Below are 20,814 nucleotides of genomic sequence, written 5' to 3'. Positions count from 1 at the left end.
GACTGAGGCCATGGCTTCGGCGACCCGCAGCGGCCGCCGCCGGCACTGAGCGGTCCGCCACCCGGCGGCACCGGCGTAGGCAGTGCCATCACCGTTTCACGGCGGCCCCACGCCGCGGTGCCCTGCGCACCGTCCGCGTCCCCGACGGGGACGGCCCCCGCGCGGCTCATCGCCCGCTCGACGTGGCGGGAGCGCGCTCCACTTCGTCATCAACGTGAGGTCCAATCACCGTGGACATCGATGTCCAGAGCTTTGCCGTGGCCAACCTTCGCCGCCGCCCCGAGGTCGTCGAGACCGGCGGTTTCGTCGCCGGGTTCGATCCCGGAACCCGCAGCCCGTACGTCAACTACGCCACCCCCCTGCCCGGAGCCCGGCCGTCCGCGCGGGACGTCGCGGCGCTGGTCGGGGCGTTCCGCGAGCGCGGGCTGGGGCCCCGGCTCGAGTTCGCGCCGGACGCCGCGCCCGGCGTGGAGCCCGCGCTCACACAGGCGGGCTTCGGCGTGGAGGCGGTGCACGACTACCTCGTCTGCACCCCGGACACGCTGACGCCGCGGAGCGACGACCGTCCCCCGGTGGAGACGCCGGTCGCGGACCAGGACTACCTGTCGATCGACGCCGCCCTGTCCGAGGCGTTCGGCGCCGGGTTCGCCGCCTCGCCGGAAGGCGCGGCCCGGCTGCGCCGCCTGGAGGAGAGCGGCGGGGCGGTGCGGTTCGTCCGGGCGCAGGACGGCGGCTGCGCCGGTGCGGCCACCTGCTCCGCCCCCGCCGTCAGCACGTCGGAACTCGCCGGTGTCGGCACGCGCCCGGCCTTCCGCGGCCGAGGCGTCGCCGCCGCGGTCACCGCCGCGCTGACCGCCGAGATGTTCGCCCGAGGCGCGCGGTCGGTGTGGCTCGAGTACGGCGGCGAGGGGTCGCGGCGCGTCTACGAACGCGTCGGATACCGGCCGTGGGGCACCCGCCTGTACATGTCGCTCGACGAGTGACCCGTCCGGGGCCGGTCGCTGCCCGGAAATCCTCCGGCGGGCGGCTCGCACGGCGCGGTCAGGCGGGGGCGGGCCTCCGGGCCCGCCGCCGGTGCCGCACGGCGCGGTCAGGCGGGGGCGGACCCGCGGGCGGCGGAGGCGAGCCCGGGCGGCGCCGCGGCCAGGGCCTTGTGGATCGCGTCGACCAGGGCGAGCGCCGCCTCCTCGGTGAGCTCGATCGCGACCCGGGCCGACGGGCCCTCGGCCGGGTTGGTGAAGTCGATGTTCACCGTGTGTTCCTGGCAGGCATGGTAGGGATGGTCGACGTAGACCATGCCGTCGGTGACCGTGAACCAGCCCGACGCCCCCTTGGCGGCGCCGTCGATCCGGATCTTCTCGGTGAGATAGGTGCACATCTGGTCCTCCTCAGGCGGCGAGGTGGCGGCCGAAGAAACCGAAGATCTTCTTCCAGCCCTCCACTGCGGCGGCGGGTCGGTAGTTCGGCCGGTCCACGGAGAAGAACGCGTGGCCGGCGTCCGGGTAGACGTGGAACTCGTGTTCCTTGCCGAGTCTCGTCAGCTCGGCGTCGAGCACCGCGACCTCGTCCGGCGAGGGGAACCTGTCGGCCGCGCCGAAGAGCCCGAGCAGCGGGCAGGACAGGTCGGCGGCCCGGGAGATCAGCGGCTCGGCCTTGAGCGGGAAGTCGGCGGGCGGCGCGGTGACCACGAAGGCCCCGTAACAGTCGACGGCCGCGTCGATCCGGAGCGAGCAGGCGGCCAGGAACGTCTGCCGGCCGCCGGAGCAGTAGCCGATGACACCGATCCTGCCGTTGGCGTGCTCCAGGCCCTTGAGGTAGGCCGCGGCGCCCGCGACGTCGCCGACGAGCTGCTCGTCCGGGACGCCCCCCTTGGCCCGGGCCGCCGCGGCCTGGTCGTCCGGGCTGACACCGGCGCCCTCGCGGGAGTACAGGTTGGGGCAGATGGCCGCGTATCCGTGTGCGGCGAACCTGCGCACGACCTCCTTGGTGGCCTCGTCGTACCCGGGCAGGTGGTGGATCACCACAACCCCGCCGTGAGGGCCGGTATCGAGCGGCCGGGCGGCGTACGCCTCGAGCTCGGCGCCTTCGTGTCCGGTGACGGCGACCGTGCCGGCCCACATCGCGTCGGTCATTGGGGTCCTTCCCTGGAATCGGGTCGCGCGCGGCCGGCGGCGTGGCCGCGTCCGGAAGCTCACGATAGTAGTTTCTTTTGCTAACTAAGTTTCCGCGGAGGCGATGTCGGGCCGCTGCGAGCGCGGCGGGGTGCGGGACTGCCGCCCGGGCGAGTGACGCCGCGCCCGGGCGCGGCGGCTCTGACCCGATCGGGCGTCCGGGCGCGCGTGCCGTACGGGTGTGTGGCGTATCTCACCGAGGGCGGACCGCGACCGCGAGGACCAGCGGAAGTGTCGCGCGACACCGGCCCGAATGGGGCCATTTGCCGGTTTTTGGGCCGTGTCTTACTTGTTATCTACTATGCTTCCCGTGTCGCGCCGGTGTGCGGTCCTCAACCCGAGGACGACCGGCGACCGCCGAATCCCGGACGTCATTCATCCCGGGAACCGGGGACCCATGTCTCTTGGGGTGAATCCGGACCATCCGGTAGGGCTACTCCTGGCCCGAACCCGTCAGCTAACCCGGTAGGCGGCCAAGGAGAGGAGAGCGCGTGGAGTGTCGGCTCCACCTGCCGATCCGGTCCGCGTCGCATCGACGGACCGCATGCCCGCCCTGGAACGTCTCCAGGCTTCCGGGGTGATGGCGCGCCCGTGACGGGCTGCCACATCTCCCGTTTCTGATTCCGCCCCGCCGCGAGGCCGTGCCCTCGTACGGCCATGCCGTCATGCCGTCACGCCCGGTGGGCCGGTTCGTCATGTCTCGAAGCGCGCCATGAGGAGCCTCCGATTTCCAGCGATCCCATAGCTCGACAGCTGCTCGACGCCGTCCGCCCGGAACTGGGCTACCGCGAACGAGCGGGAAAACATACGAAGTTCGGCGAATGGTACGCCGACAACGTGGCCAAGGACCCCGACTTCAAGACCGCACCCTGGTGCGACATGTTCGTCTCCTGGGCGGCGAACCGGGCCGGGGTGCAGGACCACGTCGGCGAGTTCGCGCTGACCACGCGGCACGCCAAGTGGTTCAAGAAGCAGCACGCCTGGAGCGACAAGCCCGAGCCGGGCGCCGTGGTCTTCTTCGACTGGTCGGGAACCAAGAACGTCCGCGACATCGACCACGTCGGCGTGGTCGAGAAGGTCGCGGGCGGGAAGGTCCACACCATCGAGGGCAACGTCGACGGCGTCTGGCTGAAGCGGAAGGTGCGCGACAAGAGCAAGATCGTCGGGTACGGCCTGCCGCGCAAGGTCAAGGCGACGCCGAAGGCGCCGGTGACGGTCCAGCCCGTGGCCGCGGTGAACGCCAGTGTCCAGGGTCCGGCCGGGCCGGCCACCAGGAACATGGCGGCGCAACAGGGGCAGTCTCCCGACGTCGTGTGGTCGCCGGGTGACGCCGTCCTGCCGGCCGGTCTGCTCTTCGCGGTGGTCTCCACCGCCGTGACCGGGCTCCGGGTCAAGGCCGCGGCGGCGCCCTCCGGCGGACGGCACCGCAGGCGCCGCACCCGGTGATCTCCCGCGAGCCCGCGTCGCAGGGGCGGCGGCCGGGCGGCGGCCGCCTCACTCCAGGAGGCGCTTCATCTCCTTGATCTCGGCCGACTGGCTGGAGACGACGGACGTCGCCATCCGCCGGGCCGGCTCGTACGCTCCGGCGCGCAGTTCGTCCCGTGCCATGGTCACGGCGCCATCGTGGTGCCGGATCATCATCGTGAGGAAGGCCCGGTCGAAGGGCCGTCCGGACAGGCCTTCGAGGCGCCGCATGTCCTCGGGGGACATCATGCCGGGCATGGCGTGGTGGGCCGGCGCGGCGCTCTCATCGGGCACCCGTTCGCCCCAGGCGGTGAGCCAGCCGCTCATCGCCTGGATCTCGGCAGCCTGGGCGGCCTTGATCCGCTCGGCGAGCCGCTTGACCCGGGCGTCGGCCGCCCGGCTTTCGGCCAGCTTCGACATCTCCACCGCCTGACGATGATGCGGGATCATCATCTGGGCGAACATGACGTCATGCTCGTTGTGGTCGGCCGCCGGCGTCGTGGCGGCCGGGGCGGCGGGCAGGGCCGGCGTGCCGGCGAAGGCGGCGGCGCCGTACCCGCCCATGCCGCTCAGCAGACCGGCCGCCAGCAGGGCCGAGGGCAGCACGCGTCCCCTCATCACAACCACCTCCGTTTTCGTCCGGACACGGTGATCGGGCCGGAGCGGAGCGGCGGCCCGGCACGCGGAGGCACCCCGGGAGTCGCGGGACCTGTTCCGCAGCGAGTCCCTCCGCGTGACCGGACCGCGACGCCCTCCGCTCGCCGTCCGCCTCGGGAGACGTGCCCGGCCGGATGCCGGTCATGCCTCCCGGGCCTCCTGCCGGTCGCGAGGCCGCGCGGTCCCCTGGGAAGGCGGCCGGACACACTTCTCGCCGCACTGTCGTGGCGTCCGCCGCTGGAGCGGACATAGGTCCGCTGAGCGGTCGTGTCAGAGGCTTCCGCCGCCGGGCGTCACGCAATGACGGAGCGAACCTGGGCATCCCGGGTTCTTCCTCTCGCCGTCAGGCGGACAGCGACAGGCTGGCAGGGTCTAAAGTTGACTCGGCGAGTTCGAGCGGAAGAGGCGTTCATGGCACGAGGCGACACTGGACCCGACTTCATCGAGGCGCTGGCGCGCGGCCTCGATGTCATCAGGGCGTTCCAGCCGGGGCGTCCGGTCATGTCCCTGACCGAGGTGGCGGCCGCGACCGGACTGGCCCGGCCGACCGCGCGGCGCATCCTGCTCACGCTGCAGGAGCTGGGGTACGCCCGGGCGGAGCAGGGCGGTTTCGCCCTCACCCCGCGGGTGCTCGAGCTCGGCGTCTCCTACGTCCGCTCGACGGGACTGTGGGAGGTCGCCCGGCCGCACCTGGAACGGCTGGTCGCCCAGACGCGCGAGTCCTCGTCGATCGCCCAGCTCGACGGGTCCGACATCGTGTACGTCGCCCGGGTGGCCGTACCGAAGATCGTCGCCCTCTCGGTGCAGATCGGGACGCGGTTTCCGGCGCTGCAGACGTCCCTGGGCAAGGTGCTGCTCGCCGCGCTGCCGCCGGACGAGCTGGAGCGGGTGCTGGCCGAGCCGAGCCGGTCGGGCATCGAGCCGCGGTGGCGGCCCGGCCGGCAGGAGCGCGACGCGATGTTGCGCGAGGTGCGGGCGAAGGGCTGGGCGCTGACCGACGAGCAGCTCGCCCTCGGGATCCGGTCGGTGGCCGCGCCACTGCGCGACGGCTCGGGAAAGGTCATCGCGGCGGTCAACGTGAACAGCCACGCCGCCGAGACCTCGCTGGACAAGCTCACCGGGGAGCACCTGCCCCTGCTGCTCACGACGGCCGGGGCGATCAGCGCCGACTGGGCGCTCTACGAGTCGGTCCCGCAGGTCACGGCATAGCTGAGGGATGTGGCGGCACGGGCGTGAGTGCGAACCTTCCTACTCGGCGTGCTGCCGGCGCACCATCTCGGTGATCCAGACGGGCGCGAACGGAGAGGTGCAGCCCGGGGGTGTCGGGTAGTCCTTGAGCACCTCCAGGCGCTCACCGATGTCGATGGCACGGGCACGGTGCTCGGCGTGCTCGATTCCGATCTGCGCCAGGCAGTGGTTCATCGCCCATTGCAGGCGATCCGGTGCGTTCTTCATCTCCGCCTCGATGACGTCGAGCAGCCCCGCGAGGTCGAGGCCCTCCGGCTTTCTCGTCACGCGTTCGGTGGTCAGCGCCCAGCCCGCACTCGCGACCACCGGATCCGAATCGGCGGACCAGGCCAGGCGCAGCTCTTCGGCGTGCGGGCTCTTCTTCACCACGTAGTTCACGAGCCAGTCATGCACCTTGGGCGTACGCGCCTCGCGCAGCATGGCGTCCAACCCGTCACGCTCGAACGCCTTCGGACGGCAGATCAGGATCGCCAGCAGTCGCGCCGCGGTGTCATCCGTCTCCCAGAGCCGGCACGCGAGTTCCTGCTGCGTCTTCAGCCGCTTGGCGAGCGCGCGCAGCTTGCCGAGGTTCACACCGTGATCGTCACCGTGTCTCTCGTTGACCTCGCGCGCCTTCGGGTCATCGAGTTCGGCCAGCTCGGCCATCACCTCGGCCACCGTCGTCTCGGTCGGCGTCGTTCCGGCCACCTCAGCCTCCTGTCCGTCGAGCTCCCCGGCCCGTCAGAGCGTCAGACATTCCTCAGCGAGCCGCCCAGGGATGAGGACTATTCTGCCCGAGGCGGCGCCGGCGGCCTGGCGCTGCCAGGCGGCCGCGGCCTCCTCCAGCGGGACGCGCTCGTGGGCGACGGACAGCCGCCCGGCCGCGGCCTGCTCGGCCACGAACACGATCGAGGCGGCCCGCTGCTCCGGGGTCAGCTCGTTGTTGGTGTATCCCAGCAGCCGCAGCGACCTGCCGCGCAGCGTGGAGGAGTCGATAGGGCAGGTCTCGTCCGCCGAGGAGCCGAGGTTGACCCACCGGCCTCCGGGGCGCAGGGCGCGTGCCGCGGCGGCCGCGGGCGCGCCGAAGAGCGGGTCGAGCACGAGGTCGGCGGGCCCGTCGCAGGCCTCGGCGAAGCGGGCCGCCAGCGTGGCGACGTCACCGGTGTCGAGCGCCACCACGGCGTCCGCGCCCGCCTGCCGGGCACGTTCCGCGGCGGCGGGGGAGCGGGCGCCCGCCACGACCCTGCGGGCGCCGGCGATGCGCGCGATCCGTACGGCGGCCTGCCCGACCACGCCGCCCGCGCCGAGCACCACCACCTGTTCGCCGGGGGCGAGCTCGCCGCGCCAGGTCAGCGCCATGTGCGCGGCGACGGCCGAGAGCCCGAGCGCGGCGACCGCGACCGGATCGGCCGCGGCGGGCAGCTCGACGAGGTCGCGGGCGGGCACGGCCGCCACCTGCGCCATGCTGCCGTCGCCGGGCGCCATCCCGGCCGAGGTCGCGAACCACACCGGCCGCCCGTCCGCGATTCCGGCCCCCTGCACCCCCGGCACGTACGGCGTGCGCGGCCGGCCGAAGTAGGACGTGCCGCTCGCGCACAGCAGGTCGAGCGGCGTGACGGGCGCCGCGCCGACCTCGACCAGCGTCTCGCCGGGCCCGGCGGCGGGCACGGGGAGGTCGGCCACCAGCGGCGGCCTGCCGGGTTCCACGATCTGTGCCGCTCGCATGGTCCACCTTTCGCCGAAGTACGTCTGGTCGTGGCACATCTGGGGGAAGCTCGTCGTCATCGGCGAGAGCCGCCGGACACGCCCCGCACGGCCTGCCCGGCGCATCGCCGCCCCGGCCCGCTCTCGACGGCGGGCAGGTCCGATCAGGTCGCGATGTCGGGGTACGGCATGGCCATGTGGGCCAGCCGCCGGGCGTACTCGGTCTGGAAGCCCAGCGGCTCGTGGTCGCGCTCGAACATCGCGATGAACAGCGTGAGCGTGAGGAACGGGTGCGCGCCCAGCTCGAACAGCTTCGGGTAGTCGTGGCCGGCCAGGGCCTCGCGCTCGGCGTCCTCGAAGCGCAGCCAGGTGGACGCCTCCCCGCCGTGGCAGCTCAGCAGCCGGTTGGCGTGCTCGGCCTCCCACCACTCGACCGTGCCCCGGGGGTCCTCGCGGTAGCGCTCGACCAGGCCGGGGTCGCGGTCCACGGTGAACAGGAACTTGTTCAGCAGGTACTTGCTCACGCCACGCCTCCGTTGGGATACCAGGTGAAGTAGGCCTCCATGGTGTGGAACAGGTCGTAGGTGTCGACGTAGTCGGCCTTGGCGCCCTCGCCGGCCACGCCCATCATCAGCATGAAGTCCATGAAGCCGTGGGTGGCGTTGCCGGGCAGGTGCAGGCTGTCGAGGGTGACCTCCGACAGGCACCCCTCGATGTCGCCGGAGGAGATCCACTCGACCGCCCTGCGGTCGAACTCGGGGTCGGGCCCGTGCGGGCCGAACTGGCGCGGCCCGCCGAGCTCCAGCGACAGGTGCCCGGTGCCGATCACGGCCACCCGCCTGTCGGCCGGCCACGACTCCACCAGCTCCCGGATCGTGCGGCCGAGCTGCACGAACCGCTTCGGCCGCGGCAGCGGCGGGGCGAAGATGTTGGTGTAGATCGGCACGATCGGCAGGTCGTTCTGCGGCCGCAGCGTGATGATCGGGCAGGTGATCGAGTGGTCGATCCGCAGCTCGTTGGAGAAGGCCAGGTCGAAGCCCGCGTCCAGGCCCTCCCGCAGGATGTACGCCGACAGGTCCTCCTGGCCGGTGAAGAACATCCGGGGCAGGCCGAACTCGCGTTCCTCGTTGTACCAGTTCGCGTCGTAGAACGGCGCCTTGCCGACGAGGAACTGCGGCATGTTGTCGAGCCAGAGCTGGTGGAAGTGGTCGGAGCCGACCATGACCAGCACGTCGGGCCGCGCCTTCGTCAGCGTCTCCCGGAACGCCTCGACCTTGCGCACCCACTCGTCGGCGAACGGCGGGCGGTCCTCGCCGGTGGCCGTGCTGGCGCGGTAGTAGAACGGGTGATGGGTGGACGCGATCACCGCGACCAGTTCAGCCATGCGAACCTCCAGTGGCGTCAGGGGCGTAGGGCTCGGGGTCGACGGACCGGTTGCTGAGGTCCACCGACAGGAAGATCTCGTTCGCCACCGGGCGGCGCAACTCCTCGGCGAGCTGCCCGATCAGGCCGGCCGTACGGGCGAGCAGGGCGAAGCCGCGCAGCAGTTCGAGCGGCAGGCCGAGGTCGGCGAGCGCCGCGCCGCACACGCCCGCGCCGTTGAGCGGCAGCTTCTTGCCCAGCACCTCGGGATGCACGCGGCCGATCGCGGTGAACAGCGACAGGTGCGGCCCGACCAGGTTCTCCTCCGCGGCGATTCGCAGCAGCCGGGGCGTGCGGGGGTCGCCCTCCTTGTGCACGTGGTGGCCGAGGCCGGGGATGAAGCGCCCCTCCTGCCGCCGGGCCCGTACGGTCTCCAGGGCGAGGGCGTCCCAGCCGGCGTCGTCGGACGGCGGCGGCCCTTCGTGGGCCGTCAGCACCTGGTGCAGGAACCGGCCGCAGTCCTCGGTCACGCCGAGGAAGCGCGACCCGCCGCCGAGCAGCCCGGCCGCGAGCGCGCCCTGGATCGAGTCGGGCGCGGACAGGTACGTCAGCCGGGTGACGATCGCGGTCGGGGTGAACCCGTGGTCGGCCAGTGCGGCGAGCACGGCCTCGAACACCCGGGTCTCACCCGGCGTGGGCCGCCGCTGGGCGGCGAGCCAGAACGCGAGCTCGCCGAACCCGACCTTTCCCATCACGTCCTCGGCGAGGTCGCAGCCGAGCAGGGTGATCGACCTGAGCGAGGACGCTCCCAAGGCCGTGGGGTACGACGGCCGCTCGATCATCTCGGGCCGGTCAGACATCCTCGTTCTCCTCCCGCGTCAGCCATTCGCGCAGCTCGTCTCCGTGCTCGTCCAGCTCCGGCGGCGGCAGCCGGTAGGCGGCGGGGGTCGCGGAGAACCGGATCGGGTGGCGGGTGGTCGGGACGGCCCGGTCGCCCTCGCCCACCTCCACGACCGGGTCGAGCCCGAAGCGCTCGGCCATGGCGAACCCGCCGTCGATGGTGTTGATCGGCCCGCACGGCACCCCCGCCGCGACCAGCAGCTCGAACCACTCCAGCGCGCCGCGCGTGGCCAGCCTCTCGACCAGGATGGGCCGCAGCTCCTCGCGGCGCGCGGTCCGGTCGGCGTTGCGCGCGAAGCGCGGGTCGCCGGCGATCTCCGGGATGCCGAGCACCTCGCACAGCTTGCGGAACTGGCCGTCGTTGCCGGCCGCGACGATGAGGTCGTTGTCGGCGGTGGGCAGCGGCTCGTAGGGGAACACGCTCGGGTGGGCGTTGCCCATGCGGTAGGGGACGACGCCTCCGGCGACGTACGCGGAGCTGTGGTTGACCAGGCCGGTCAGCGCCGAGGACAGCAGGTTGACCTCGACGTGCTGGCCCTGCCCGGTGGCGTCGCGGTGGCGCAGGGCGGCGAGGACGCCGATGGCGGCGTGGTTGCCCGCCATCACGTCGAAGACCGAGATCCCCGCGCGGTACGCCGGCCCGTCCGGGTCGCCGGTGAGGCTCATCAGGCCAGACATGGCCTGCACCATGAGGTCGTAGCCGGGTACGTCGCGGCCCGCGCCGGTGCCGAACCCGCTGATCGAGGCGTACACCACGCCGGGGTTGGCGGCGCTCACCGAGGCGTAGTCGAGGCCGTACTTGGCGAGCCCGCCCGGCTTGAAGTTCTCCACCAGCACGTCGGCACGGCGGGCCAGCTCCCGGGCCACCCGGGCGTCCTTCTCGTCACGCAGGTCGAGCGCGATCGAGCGTTTGCCCCGGTTGACCCCCAGGTAGTACGTGGACACGTCGCCGCGTACGGGCGGCGTCCAGGTGCGGGTGTCGTCTCCCCTGGGCCCTTCGACCTTGACGACCTCGGCGCCCATGTCGGCCAGCAGCATCGTGGCGTACGGCCCGGCCAGGACCCGCGAGAAGTCGGCCACCAGCACGCCGGACAGCGGCCCGCCTCCCCGCTCGGGCGCGGTGTCTGTCATCCGGCTCCCCCTTCTTGCTGTGACTGCAGTGTCCGCTGAACGGACATCGGTCCGTGACGCCGATTCTGGCACAGGCGTCTCTCTGGTCAAACGGGGTGGCGGCTAATTCGTCGCAGGATGCAGGGAAAAACGCATGGTTGACAGCAGGGACGGCGCTCGGGAAAGTAACAGCGGATGCGGCACTGACCGTATGGCGGACAACTGTTCGCCGGATGCGGCCGTGCTCGGCCATGTGAGGGTGAGTGAGGAGTTCGACGATGAACGAGCCGACCGATTTCGGGCCGGAACGGCCCGTGCTGCTGCGCGGCGGGACGGTGCTGCCGATGGACGACGGGCACAGTGTGCTGCCGGGCACCGACGTGCTCGTCGTCGGCGACCGGATCGCGGAGGTGGGGCCGGACCTGCCCGCGCCGGACGGCGCCGTGGTCGTCGACGCCACCGGCGGCATCGTCATGCCCGGCATGATCGACACTCACCGCCACATGTGGCAGACGGCGATGCGCGGCTACGGCGCCGACTGGACGCTGACGCAGTACTTCGTCTGGTACTACCTGGAGTACGGCAAGCTGTGGCGGCCGGAGGACGTGCACGCCGGCAACCTGCTGGCCGCGATCGAGGCGATCGACGCCGGTGTCACGACGGTCGTGGACTGGTCGCACGGGCTGCGGACCGTCGACCACGCCGACGCGGCCGTCGACGCCCTGCGGGCGGTGCCCGGCCGGTTCGTGCTGGCCTACGGCAACATCCAGGCGCCGCCGGCCGAGTGGACCGGCGCGCCGGAGTTCCGCGACTTCGTCGACCGCCGCATCACAGGCGACGACATGCTGGGCTTCCAGATCGCCTTCGACGTCACCGGCGACCCGGCCTTCCCCGAGAAAGCGGCCTTCGAGGTGGCCCGCGACCTCGGCGTCCCCGTCACGACCCACGCGGGCGTGTGGGGCGCGACCAGCGACGACGGCATCCGGCTCATGTACGAGCACGGCTTCATGACGCCCGAGACGGTCTACGTCCACGCAGCCTCGCTGTCGGCGGACTCCTATCACCGCATCGCCGCCACCGGTGGTTCGATCTCGGTCTCCACCGAGAGCGAGCAGAGCGCGGGCCAGGGCTACCCGCCCACCTGGGCCATCCGCGCGCACGACATCCCGGTCTCGCTGTCGATGGACACGAGCGTCTGGTGGAGCGGTGATCTGTTCTCGGCGATGCGCACCACGCTCGGCGCCGACCGCTCCCGGGAGCACATGGAGGCGCACGCCAGGGGGGAGACGATCACCCACTGCAGCCTGCGCGCCGACCAGGTGGTGGACTGGGCGACGCGCGGCGGCGCCCGCGCCATCGGCCGCGCCGACGACCTCGGCAGCATCGAAGCGGGCCGGAAGGCCGACATCGTGCTCATCAAGAACGACGCGTCGCCCGTGTCGTTCCCGCTGCTCAACCCCTACGGGCACGTCGCGTTCCAGGCGCAGCGCGGCGACGTGCACACGGTGCTCGTGAACGGCCGGGTGGTCAAGCACGAGCACCGCCTGGTCGGCGTGGACCTCGCCGCGGCCCGCCGCGAGGTGGAGCGGACCGTCGAGTACCTGCGCTCGACCCTGGGCGAGGAGGCATGGCAGAAGGGGATGAACCCGGACATCCCCGAGACGAAGATCCTCGACAACCCCTACACGTACACCGACTACCACAGCGCGGCGACGCACAGCCGCTGACCTGGTACGCAGTGCGATCGAACCGGGGGAAACCCTGGGAGATTCATGATTGTTTGCGGTTCTTTGTGAGATTGGCTCACTCGTGGGGTTAATGTGGGCAGCCACCCGCGGAAGCCGTGGAGCTTTCCCCCGTAACGACCGCTGGGAGTTGTCTCACATGCAAGGGCGCGTCCCGTCGCAGACGAGCCAGGATGATCATTTCGGGCAGGAGATCCTCTCCAGCCGGGATGAGCCGTCGGCCACGACCAAGAACAGGAAGCCTCTCGTCATCGCCGCCGCGGCCCTGGTCGCCGTACTGGCCGCCGGGGGAGCGGGCTACGCGCTGCGCGATGGCTCGGGCCCGGCGGACCCGCCCGCCGCGGGCGGCGTGCAACAGTCGGCCCCCGCCCAGGACGGCGGCTCCGCCGGTGACGGCACCGGCGACCAGGCCGGGGCGGAGGGCGGACAGGACTCGCAGGGCTCGGCGGATCAGGGCCCCGAGGACCAGGGCACGGGGGACCAGAGCGCGGGGGACCAGAGCGCGACGGGGTCCGGCGGAGACGGCTCCGGTGGCGGCCAGGCGCCCGCCGGAGGCGGCACGGGCGCCGCGGCCGGGTCCTCGGGCGGCGGCTCCTCCTCCGGGCGGCAGGGCTCCGGCGCGGACCGGGCCGGGACCGGCTCGTCCAAGACGGGCGGCGCCTCTAAGGGCGGTTCGGGCCAGGACCAGGGCGAGGTGCCTGCGGGCGCCGACGGAGCCCCCGGGGTCATCCCCGGCGCCTGCGCCGACTCCGGCTGCTGACCCCCTGCCCGGCCGGCCTCTTCTTGACGGGGTCGCCCTCGCAGGCTGCCGTGCGCGTGATGGCGGCCGCGCGGCTGCGCGATGTGGTCAGGAGGACGGGCCGGGCCAGCCGAGCGGGAAGGCGATGCGGGCGGGCGGTTCGCCCGCCGCCTCGTTGAACTCCCGCATGGCGACGATGAGGGCCTGCCGCCGGGACGCCGGCATCCGAGTGAGGATCGCGGCGATCTCCTCCTTGCGCCGGGCGGTGACCTCGTCCACGATGCGCCGCCCGGTGTCGGTCAGCCGCAGGAGGGTCTCCCGCCGGTTGTGCGGATTGACCTCACGCTCCAGCAAACCGGTGACGGCGAGGCGGTCGGCCATGCGCATGGCGGTCGACGGGTTCACGCCGAGCTTGTCGGCCAGCGTCACCAGCTTGGTCTCCCCCTGTCCGACCACCAGCAACATGCGGAACTGCGGCAGGGTGACGCGGTCCTCCGCGGCGGCGAGGGACCGCGCGGAGACCGCGACGAGCACGCGAGAGGCGGTGAGCACGGCGACGGTGACGGCCTCCAGGTCGTCGCCGGTGGGCTCCTCGTCCGCTTCCTTTGCCATAGGCACCGTTTTTACACGCTCGCTCGCGCCCCCATGTCATTGCACCCTGCAAATAAACGAGTGTCAGCCGAGCGAGGCCAGCAGCTCGTTGCAGGCCTGGGCGCAGCGGCGGCACGCTTCGGCGCACACCCGGCAGTGCTCGTGCACGTGGGCGTGCTGACCACACTCGTCACCGCAGCTGCGGCACGCCTGCGCGCAGGCCTCCAACTGGGCGCGGGTCAGGTTCGCGTCGTAACCGGTGTGCCGCGACAGCACCCGGCCCGTCGTCGCGCAGATGTCGGCGCAGTCGAGGTTGGTGCGGATGCAGCGGACCAGTTCCGCCACCGCGTGCTCGCTCAGACAGGCGTCCGCGCAGGCCGTGCAGGTCTGCGCGCAGTCGAAGCAGGCCTCGATGCAGTTCGCCAGCACCTGCCTGTCCACGCCGCCGAGGTCGGCGGGGTAGGTCTCCAGCATCACTCCGGCGTGTCCCATGGCATCGCTCCTTCCGGTCTCGAACGAGCGGCTCCGTGAGGCGGAGAAGACCCCGGCCGGTGCGGCCGGGCCCGTCGAGCCCCGGCGCCCGGCCGGCTGTCCGATCGGGGTCGTGACGGCCGAAAAGCTCGTTCAGCTCTGGGCCATACCCGCCGGCAGAGACGTAAACGGAGAAGATCCCGTGTGCTGATCGTCTTCCGGGGTAGTCGTGGGGGCACCGGAAATCGTGGAGGGACACCATGGGCTGGAGCTATCGAAAAGCGATCAAGATGGGACCGTTCAGGCTCAACCTCTCACGCGGCGGCGTCGGGCACAGCTTCGGCGGACGCGCATTCCGCGTCACGAAGACGGCGGACGGGCGCCGTACCCTCACCGTGAACCTGCCCGGCGGCTTCCACTGGAGGAAGACGCTCAACTAGCCGTGGGCGGCCGACGCCTCGGGCGCGCCCCCCGGCGCGCGCCCGCGGGCCCGGGCTCCTCCGATGCCTCTTGGTCGTGGCTCTGGATACCCGGTGAAACGGCGTCGGCGACCGCCCGGCCGGACGGGGCCGCCATCCGCGCTCGGCGGACGGCACTCACTCCTTGGGGTGCAGGGCCGACGGCTTGTGCACCGCGGCCCGGCCGCTCTTCTCGCTGCGTACGAGGAACTGCGGGTCCTCGGGCGAGGCGGCCACGGTGCGGCCCGCCTCCTCCGTGCGCTCGGTGATCTTCTTTTCGACCTTGCCGGTCGCGGTGCCGCCGTGGCTCTTCCAGGTGACCTCGTCGCCCACCGACGGCTCCTCCTTCTTGTCTTTCTCACTCATACGCCCGGCCCTACCCGGGGAAACGCGCCGTCCTCCCGGCATCGCACCCAAAGGGTTCTTATTCCGGCAAAGCTCCCGTGCTAACCCGCACACGAGCGAGAGCCGGTTGGGGTGATCTCCGTGTTGTTGCCACTTCGGCGGGATTACCCCGGTGTGCTCCCGCGCACGGTGGGAGCATGGGGCGGACCGTGCGGCTGACCGCGACAGTCACTTCGGGGGACGGTGGCCTGTACTGCGCGCGGTGCGTCCAGGTCGAGATGGCCTGCGAAGGGCGCACGGTCGACGAGGCGCTGGATCGGCTCCGCCGGGCCCTGGAACATCACTTCACGCATAGGCCGGCGCCGCACCCGCCCCCGAACCCGCCGATCGTGGTGCCGATCGACGTCAGGCTGCCGGACTGAGCCTGCCGTACGAGCGTGCCGGAGCTGAGCCTGCCGGACCGGCGCTTGCCGGGTCGCGCCTGCCCGGCTGAGCCTTCCGCGCTCCTCGGGGCTCACCGCACACCAGGCTCAGCGCGGCGCGCGCTTGCGGGTGCGATGGGATCTTTGCGGGTGAAGCGCCCGATCATCATGCTTGACCGGACATTGGTCGTCGGATGCGTGATCACTCCCCGGTGCGGCCCTTACCGTCGTGCTCGTACCATCCATGACCTCGGGGGAGTCTCATGCCTCTCTGCACAGCCGCTGTGCTGGCCGCCGCCCTGCTGTCGGGGCCGGCCGCCGTGCCGCCGGACCCGGCCCCGCCCGGAACGAGGGCCACCACAGACAAGAACAACGCCACGACGCCGTCCACGGGCCGGCCGCAACTCGCGCCGCTGCCCGAAATGGCGCCCCAGGCCGGGGAGTTTCCGTTCCCCATCCCCCAGGCGCCGCCATGGATGGCTCCCAGCGGGACGGACGGCAGGCGGAACGACACGGGCGCCGCTCCTGAATCGCCGGCCGCTCCGAGCTCGACCGGAGCCTCCGGAACGGACGCCGGAAGTCCCGCCCAGACGTCGGGCGACAGGGCGGCCGGAGGGGAGAACGCGACCAAGTTCGTTCCGGTGATCGATCCCACGACACGCGACGTCTTCATCCAGCCCGTCCTCGCTCCCGGCGAGGCGCCGAAGCCGTTCACCTTCCGTCCCGTGCAGGGGGTCCAGAACACCAAGTCCTACCCGCAGCCCAGGGGACAGCAGAAGACGGCGCAGCAGAAGGCGCCGCGCCACAAGACGGTCACCCGCCCCGGTCGGCACCAGTCGCCGCGGCTGGTGACCCCGCCCCGGACGGCCTGACGGAAGAGGCCCGTGTGAGCGGCCCGTCTGATCGGCCCGCCACACCGGTGCTGAGCCGGTGTGGCGGGCTCTTCCGGTGTCGCCGTCCGCAGGGGTCGGTAGGCGCGGGCGGTCGTGCGGGTGGCACGCCGCGCCCCGCGTCCGGTCCCGGGACCGATCGGTGCGTTCGCTCCGTGTCCCGTCACGCACCCGACCGCCACCCAGCAACGACCTTTCCACGACTAAGGAAGCACGATCATGAATACCCGTCTGCTCGCCCTTGCCGCCCTGACCGCGGCGCTCTCGATGTCCGCGGCCTGCGGCAGTCAGGGCGGCAATTCCGCGGCTCCGGTCGCGGCCAACGAGACCGCCACGGACATGACCACCGAGACTCCCAGCGCGGAGGCGAGTGAGAGCGTCACCCCGTCCCCGTCGGCGTCACCGGCGGTATCCGGGACGCCCGTCGGCGCGGGCTGCTCCTCGCTGCCGGCCTCGGGCAAGGGCAGCCCCGCCGAACTGGCCAAGGTGCCGGTCGGCACCGCGCTCGCCGACATCCCGTCGTTGTCCACGCTGGCGCGTGTGGTGAAGAAGGCCGGACTGGCCGAGACGCTCAACTCCGCCCAGGACATCACGGTGTTCGCGCCCACGAACGACGCGTTCAGCAAGATCCCCAAGAGCCAGCTCGACCAGATGATGTCGAACCGCAAGTCGCTCAGGGGACTGCTGGCCTACCACGTGGTGAAGGGACGCAAGACGCCGGCGGACATGCACGGCGAGCTGACCTCCCTCGAGGGCCGCAAGCTCACGGTCTCCGGGTCCGACTCCAGCCTCAAGGTCAACGACGCCGCGGTGACCTGCGGGAACATCGCGACGAGCAACGCCACCGTCTACACGGTCGACAAGGTCCTCATGCCGAGGTGACCGTACGTCGCTCCGCGACAGTCTTGTGGGGGTGAGCCGCACCGTGGCTCACCCCCGTTCCGTTTACGGGGCCGTTCTGCGGCCTCGCCAATGGAGGCGGTTCGTCCGGAATCCCGCGCGAATTCCGCGGGCCGTGCGACGGACATACGGTCTTATTTCGCGTTTTATCGTCGCTGGCCATGGTGATTCGGCTCGGTGCGTTTCCGGAGCGGGCGAGTAGTGCGTGACCTGCGGCCTATGTCCTGAAGCGGCTGATCCTCTTATTTGACCGGACACTGAGCCTCGGGTCCGTGATCGCCCGGCATCGTGCGCTTACCTTCGTTCTTGTACCGTCCACCAGATTTCGGGGGAAATTCTCATGCCTCTATGTACTGCCGTACTCGCCGCCGCTCTCCTTTCGGGTCCCACGGGTGCGCCCGCCGACCCGGCTCCGCTGTCCGCCAAGGAGCCGATGTCACCCGGCAAGCAGATCGCCGCGCTGGCGATGAACAACCCGGAGGAGCCCGGCTTCGTCGCGTCGAAGGCCCTGGACATCCTGGACAAGGGCGCGAAGGTCGGCCCGTTCATGGCGGCCGGCGACGAGGCCGAGAACCGGGCGAACGGCCCGGCGGCGAACGGCCGTCCCGCCAACCGGCCGGCGGGCGGTGAGCAGGCGAACGCCGGTGCGGGCGCCGGGGCCCAGCGGGGCGACGGCCCGACCGGCGCCGGGCCGAACATCCCGATGATCAGCCGGCCGGGCAACCAGGCGAACGGCACGCAGCCGGCCAACGGCTCCATGTTCACGATGCCCGCCACCGGCAGGAACAACAGCAACGGCGGCGGCGCGCCTCAGGACGTCTTCCTGCACCCCACGTCCAATCAGCCGACGTACTCCAAGATGTCCGGCAACGACTTCACCCGTAAGCCGTCGAGCCGGCAGACCGACGACGAGGACGCCGGCGCCTGGGTGCGGGAGATGCAGGGCTGGGGCATGCAGAAGCCGGGCAAGGCGAAGGCCGCCAAGTCCCAGGCCAAGCCCAAGGCCCAGCCCAAGGCCCAGTCCAAGGCGCCCGTCTCCGACGACTTCTGGAACATGCCGGGCTGGGACTGAGCGCCCGCGCCGTCGTGAGGCGGGGCGGTGACCCGACGGAGGGGTGAGCCGGACCGGCTCACCCCTCACCCGTGTGCGCGGGCCCTGGCGGCCCGGCGCAGGTCGACGACCTCCACCAGATCGGCGAGATCGAGGTGGCCCGCCACTTCCTCGACGGAGGCGCAGTAGCCCACGTGGTAGCCCAGGTGACGGACGCGCAGCAGCCGGCGGCCCTCGATGACGACCAGGTCCACCTCGTGCCCTTCCGAACTCACCCACCTGCGCACGGGGGGAACAGTAGGCAACGACGGGTCATGGGCCGGTAAAGCGGCCCTGGTCGAGCCGGCATGCCGACCAACACGGACATAAGACTGCACGTGCGGGCTCGGTCTCCGGGTATGAGGGCAACCGTCGGGGATCGGGGGACCGGGCCGGGGTGATCGGCATGACGAGCGGGTGGACGTTCGAGGGACAGCCCAGCGCCATCGGCGGGGGCGCCATGACGCTCGTGGCCGGGGGATCGTTCTGCGTGTCGGCCCGCAACGGCGACATCCTGCCCGGGTCGGCGCAGGGGATCTACTACGCCGACACCCGGCTGCTGTCCCAGTGGGAGCTGCGCGTCGACGACGGCCCGGTCGAGGAGCTCCAGGTCCTCGCGGGCGAGCCGTACCACGCGACCTTCGTCGGCCGGGCGGCGCCCCGGCCGGGGCAGGCGGAGAGCACGCTGCTGATCGTGCGCGACCGGTACGTGGGCGGTGGGCTGTCGGAGGACGTCACCATCCGCAACATGTCCCACGAGCCGGCCGGCTGCATGGTGACCCTGCACATCGGCTCCGACGTGTGCGACCTGTTCGAGGTGAAGACCCACCGGGTGCACTGGGTGGCCGACGTGACCACCGTGGCGGAGGAACGGTCGCTGCGCATGTTCTCGGTCAGCAAGGCCAGGGGGGTGCGGGTGGCGGCCAAGGCCGACGGCACCCCGGTGATGCCGGTGGTCAACCCTCGCCTGCTCATCTTCCGCGTGGTGGTGCCGCCGCGCGGCGAATGGACGACCTGCGTCAAGGCCAACCCGATCATCGACGGGGTCGAGACCGAGCCGTGGTACTCCGAGAAGCGGCTGTCGCCCGCGCTGGCGCAGCGGGCGGGACAGCTGTTCGAGTGGGACAAGCGCTTGCCCAAGGTCACGGCGACCAACACCGCTCTGGCGGGAATCCTGCGCCAGTCGCACAACGACCTCGGCGCGCTGCGGCTCTTCGATCCCGAGCATCCCGAGCTGCCGCCCACCGTCGCGGCGGGGGCGCCCTGGTTCATGACGCTGTTCGGCCGCGACTCGCTGCTCACCTCCTGGATGGCCCTGCCGCTCGACCCCGAACTGGCGCACGGCACGCTGGGCCGGCTTGCCGCCCTGCAGGGCACCAAGGTCGACCCGCTGACCGAGGAGGAGCCCGGCAAGATCATGCATGAGCTGCGCTACGGCGCCCGGCAGGACGACACGTCGGCCGGCGGGCACGCCTACTACGGCTCGGTCGACGCCAGCCCGCTGTTCGTCATCCTCCTCGGCGAGCTGCGCCGCTGGGGCCTGCACCGGGCGGCGGTGGAGCGGCTGCTCCCGCACGCCGACGCCGCGCTGGAGTGGATCGAGCGGTACGGCATGCGTGACGGGTTCCTGTGGTACCAGCGCAAGACCGACCAGGGCCTGCTCAACCAGGGCTGGAAGGACTCCTTCGACGGCATCAACTTCGCCGACGGCACGATAGCCCGGCCGCCCATCGCCCTGGCCGAGGTGCAGGGATACGTCTACGCCGCCTACATCGCCCGCCACTACTTCGCCCAGGAGGCGGGCGACACCGAGACCGAGCGGCGCTACCGGGAGCGGGCAGCCGCGCTGCGCGCCCGGTTCAACGAACGGTTCTGGCTGCCCCACCGCGGCTACTTCGCCATCGGGCTCGACCACGAGGGCCGGCCGATCGACGCGTGCGCTTCGAACATGGGCCACTGCCTGTGGTCGGGGATCGTCGACCGCGACAAGGCCGCCGCCGTGGCCGAGCACCTGCTGTCACCCCGGATGTTCACCGGCTTCGGCATCCGCACCCTCGCCTCCGACATGGGCAGCTACAACCCGATGAGCTATCACAACGGGTCCGTCTGGCCCCACGACAGCGCGCTCGTCGCGGCCGGGCTCATGCGCTACGGATTCGTGGACGGGGCCCAGCGCGTCGCCACCGGCCTGCTCGACGCCGCCCGGGCCTTCGGCGACCGGTTGCCCGAGCTCTTCTGCGGGTTCGACCGGGGGGAGTTCGACGTGCCGGTGCCGTACCCGACCTCGTGCTCGCCGCAGGCCTGGGCCTCGGCCACCCCGATCCAGCTCGTACGGCTCCTGCTGCGCATCGACCCGTGGGTGCCGTACGGCAAGGTGTGGATCGCGCCGGCGCTGCCGGAGGGGTTCGGGGACCTGCGCATCTCCGGAATGCCGCTGGCGGGTACGCGGGTCGTCCTGGAGGCCAGGGAGGGCAGCGGCGCGGTGCACGTGTGCGGCCTGCCCGAGGGGGTGCGCCTCATCCCGGAGCCGCGCCCGGCGGGGACGTCCGGCGCCCGCTCCTGACCCCC

General features: G+C 71.8%; 24 protein-coding genes and 1 riboswitch. Of the genes, 11 read left to right on the top strand and 13 right to left on the bottom strand.

Annotated features, from left to right (window positions below; genetic code table 11):
• The first annotated feature begins 230 nt into the window (after positions 1-230).
• Positions 231-983 carry a GNAT family N-acetyltransferase gene (locus HHX30_RS43295; protein ID WP_169983182.1) on the top strand — a complete coding sequence of 251 codons (753 nt, stop codon included), beginning with the start codon at positions 231-233 and terminating at the stop codon, positions 981-983.
• A gap of 107 nt (positions 984-1,090) precedes the next feature.
• On the opposite strand, the gene HHX30_RS18285 is transcribed toward HHX30_RS43295, so the two are convergent.
• Entirely contained in the window at positions 1,091-1,378 is a 288-nt protein-coding gene (locus tag HHX30_RS18285; RefSeq protein WP_169983181.1) for a DUF6295 family protein, read from the bottom strand.
• 10 nt (positions 1,379-1,388) lie between these two features.
• Positions 1,389-2,132 (bottom strand): dienelactone hydrolase family protein, encoded by a 744-nt coding sequence (locus HHX30_RS18280; RefSeq protein ID WP_169983180.1) that lies wholly within the window; start codon positions 2,130-2,132, stop codon positions 1,389-1,391.
• Between the two features lie 384 nt (positions 2,133-2,516).
• Positions 2,517-2,659: riboswitch (cyclic di-AMP (ydaO/yuaA leader) on the top strand.
• Between the two features lie 349 nt (positions 2,660-3,008).
• On the opposite strand from HHX30_RS18280, the gene HHX30_RS18275 reads away from it, so the two are divergent.
• The gene (locus tag HHX30_RS18275; RefSeq protein ID WP_169983179.1) at positions 3,009-3,617 is read left to right on the top strand and encodes a CHAP domain-containing protein; all 609 of its coding nucleotides are present in this window, start codon (positions 3,009-3,011) and stop codon (positions 3,615-3,617) included.
• A gap of 48 nt (positions 3,618-3,665) precedes the next feature.
• Here the strand turns inward: HHX30_RS18275 and HHX30_RS18270 are convergent, their stop codons facing one another.
• Entirely contained in the window at positions 3,666-4,253 is a 588-nt protein-coding gene (locus HHX30_RS18270) for a DUF305 domain-containing protein (RefSeq protein ID WP_169983178.1), read from the bottom strand.
• A gap of 450 nt (positions 4,254-4,703) precedes the next feature.
• Here HHX30_RS18270 and HHX30_RS18265 point away from each other — a divergent pair, with 450 nt between their 5' ends.
• Entirely contained in the window at positions 4,704-5,501 is a 798-nt protein-coding gene (locus HHX30_RS18265; protein ID WP_169983177.1) for an IclR family transcriptional regulator C-terminal domain-containing protein, read from the top strand.
• 39 nt (positions 5,502-5,540) lie between these two features.
• On the opposite strand, the gene HHX30_RS18260 is transcribed toward HHX30_RS18265, so the two are convergent.
• The 6 genes from HHX30_RS18260 to HHX30_RS18235 form a co-directional block, all read right to left on the bottom strand.
• On the bottom strand, positions 5,541-6,185 hold the full coding sequence (locus HHX30_RS18260; RefSeq protein ID WP_211592211.1) for a DNA alkylation repair protein: 645 nt from the start codon (positions 6,183-6,185) through the stop codon (positions 5,541-5,543).
• 75 nt (positions 6,186-6,260) lie between these two features.
• Positions 6,261-7,244, bottom strand: coding sequence for a zinc-binding dehydrogenase (locus tag HHX30_RS18255; RefSeq protein ID WP_169983175.1), 984 nt, complete (start codon positions 7,242-7,244; stop codon positions 6,261-6,263).
• A 143-nt stretch (positions 7,245-7,387) separates the two neighbouring features.
• Positions 7,388-7,747 carry a hypothetical protein gene (locus HHX30_RS18250; protein WP_169983174.1) on the bottom strand — a complete coding sequence of 120 codons (360 nt, stop codon included), beginning with the start codon at positions 7,745-7,747 and terminating at the stop codon, positions 7,388-7,390.
• Entirely contained in the window at positions 7,744-8,607 is an 864-nt protein-coding gene (locus tag HHX30_RS18245; RefSeq protein WP_169983173.1) for an extradiol ring-cleavage dioxygenase, read from the bottom strand. The genes HHX30_RS18250 and HHX30_RS18245 overlap by 4 nt, the downstream gene beginning before the upstream one ends.
• Positions 8,600-9,445, bottom strand: a complete 846-nt coding sequence (locus HHX30_RS18240) for a citryl-CoA lyase (RefSeq protein WP_169983172.1) — start codon at positions 9,443-9,445, stop codon at positions 8,600-8,602. The genes HHX30_RS18245 and HHX30_RS18240 overlap by 8 nt, the downstream gene beginning before the upstream one ends.
• On the bottom strand, positions 9,438-10,616 hold the full coding sequence (locus HHX30_RS18235; RefSeq protein WP_169983171.1) for a CaiB/BaiF CoA-transferase family protein: 1,179 nt from the start codon (positions 10,614-10,616) through the stop codon (positions 9,438-9,440). The genes HHX30_RS18240 and HHX30_RS18235 overlap by 8 nt, the downstream gene beginning before the upstream one ends.
• Positions 10,617-10,873: 257 nt before the next feature.
• On the opposite strand from HHX30_RS18235, the gene HHX30_RS18230 reads away from it, so the two are divergent.
• Positions 10,874-12,322 (top strand): amidohydrolase family protein, encoded by a 1,449-nt coding sequence (locus HHX30_RS18230; RefSeq protein WP_169983170.1) that lies wholly within the window; start codon positions 10,874-10,876, stop codon positions 12,320-12,322.
• A 157-nt stretch (positions 12,323-12,479) separates the two neighbouring features.
• Positions 12,480-13,100 (top strand): hypothetical protein, encoded by a 621-nt coding sequence (locus HHX30_RS18225; protein WP_169983169.1) that lies wholly within the window; start codon positions 12,480-12,482, stop codon positions 13,098-13,100.
• 87 nt (positions 13,101-13,187) lie between these two features.
• Here HHX30_RS18225 and HHX30_RS18220 read toward each other — a convergent pair whose 3' ends face one another.
• Together HHX30_RS18220 and HHX30_RS18215 are read right to left on the bottom strand one after the other, a co-directional pair.
• Positions 13,188-13,691, bottom strand: coding sequence for a MarR family winged helix-turn-helix transcriptional regulator (locus HHX30_RS18220; protein WP_169983168.1), 504 nt, complete (start codon positions 13,689-13,691; stop codon positions 13,188-13,190).
• Positions 13,692-13,754: 63 nt separating this feature from the next.
• A complete protein-coding gene (locus HHX30_RS18215) occupies positions 13,755-14,162 on the bottom strand; it encodes a four-helix bundle copper-binding protein (RefSeq protein ID WP_169983167.1) in 408 nt (135 codons plus the stop codon).
• A gap of 239 nt (positions 14,163-14,401) precedes the next feature.
• Here HHX30_RS18215 and HHX30_RS18210 point away from each other — a divergent pair, with 239 nt between their 5' ends.
• Positions 14,402-14,581: a DUF4236 domain-containing protein gene (locus HHX30_RS18210; RefSeq protein WP_169983166.1), complete on the top strand. Its 180-nt coding sequence runs from the start codon at positions 14,402-14,404 to the stop codon at positions 14,579-14,581.
• Positions 14,582-14,737: 156 nt separating this feature from the next.
• Here the strand turns inward: HHX30_RS18210 and HHX30_RS18205 are convergent, their stop codons facing one another.
• Complete coding sequence (locus HHX30_RS18205) at positions 14,738-14,965, bottom strand: DUF2945 domain-containing protein (protein WP_169983165.1); 228 nt, start codon at positions 14,963-14,965, stop codon at positions 14,738-14,740.
• Between the two features lie 176 nt (positions 14,966-15,141).
• On the opposite strand from HHX30_RS18205, the gene HHX30_RS18200 reads away from it, so the two are divergent.
• From HHX30_RS18200 to HHX30_RS18185, 4 genes are all read left to right on the top strand, one after another.
• Positions 15,142-15,366: a type II toxin-antitoxin system HicB family antitoxin gene (locus HHX30_RS18200; protein ID WP_169983164.1), complete on the top strand. Its 225-nt coding sequence runs from the start codon at positions 15,142-15,144 to the stop codon at positions 15,364-15,366.
• Between the two features lie 263 nt (positions 15,367-15,629).
• Positions 15,630-16,238 carry a hypothetical protein gene (locus HHX30_RS18195; RefSeq protein ID WP_169983163.1) on the top strand — a complete coding sequence of 203 codons (609 nt, stop codon included), beginning with the start codon at positions 15,630-15,632 and terminating at the stop codon, positions 16,236-16,238.
• Positions 16,239-16,475: 237 nt separating this feature from the next.
• Positions 16,476-17,138, top strand: a complete 663-nt coding sequence (locus HHX30_RS18190; protein WP_169983162.1) for a fasciclin domain-containing protein — start codon at positions 16,476-16,478, stop codon at positions 17,136-17,138.
• Between the two features lie 358 nt (positions 17,139-17,496).
• On the top strand, positions 17,497-18,228 hold the full coding sequence (locus tag HHX30_RS18185) for a hypothetical protein (protein ID WP_169983161.1): 732 nt from the start codon (positions 17,497-17,499) through the stop codon (positions 18,226-18,228).
• 65 nt (positions 18,229-18,293) lie between these two features.
• On the opposite strand, the gene HHX30_RS18180 is transcribed toward HHX30_RS18185, so the two are convergent.
• Positions 18,294-18,494: a transposase gene (locus tag HHX30_RS18180; protein ID WP_169983160.1), complete on the bottom strand. Its 201-nt coding sequence runs from the start codon at positions 18,492-18,494 to the stop codon at positions 18,294-18,296.
• 158 nt (positions 18,495-18,652) lie between these two features.
• Here HHX30_RS18180 and HHX30_RS18175 point away from each other — a divergent pair, with 158 nt between their 5' ends.
• Positions 18,653-20,809 (top strand): glycogen debranching N-terminal domain-containing protein, encoded by a 2,157-nt coding sequence (locus tag HHX30_RS18175; RefSeq protein WP_169983159.1) that lies wholly within the window; start codon positions 18,653-18,655, stop codon positions 20,807-20,809.
• The last annotated feature ends 5 nt before the right edge of the window (positions 20,810-20,814 follow it).

Source organism: Microbispora sp. H10836 (assembly GCF_012999525.1).
Taxonomy (GTDB): domain Bacteria; phylum Actinomycetota; class Actinomycetes; order Streptosporangiales; family Streptosporangiaceae; genus Microbispora.
Note: the sequence above shows the minus strand (reverse complement) of the source record. Positions and strands in the feature narration are given on the sequence as shown.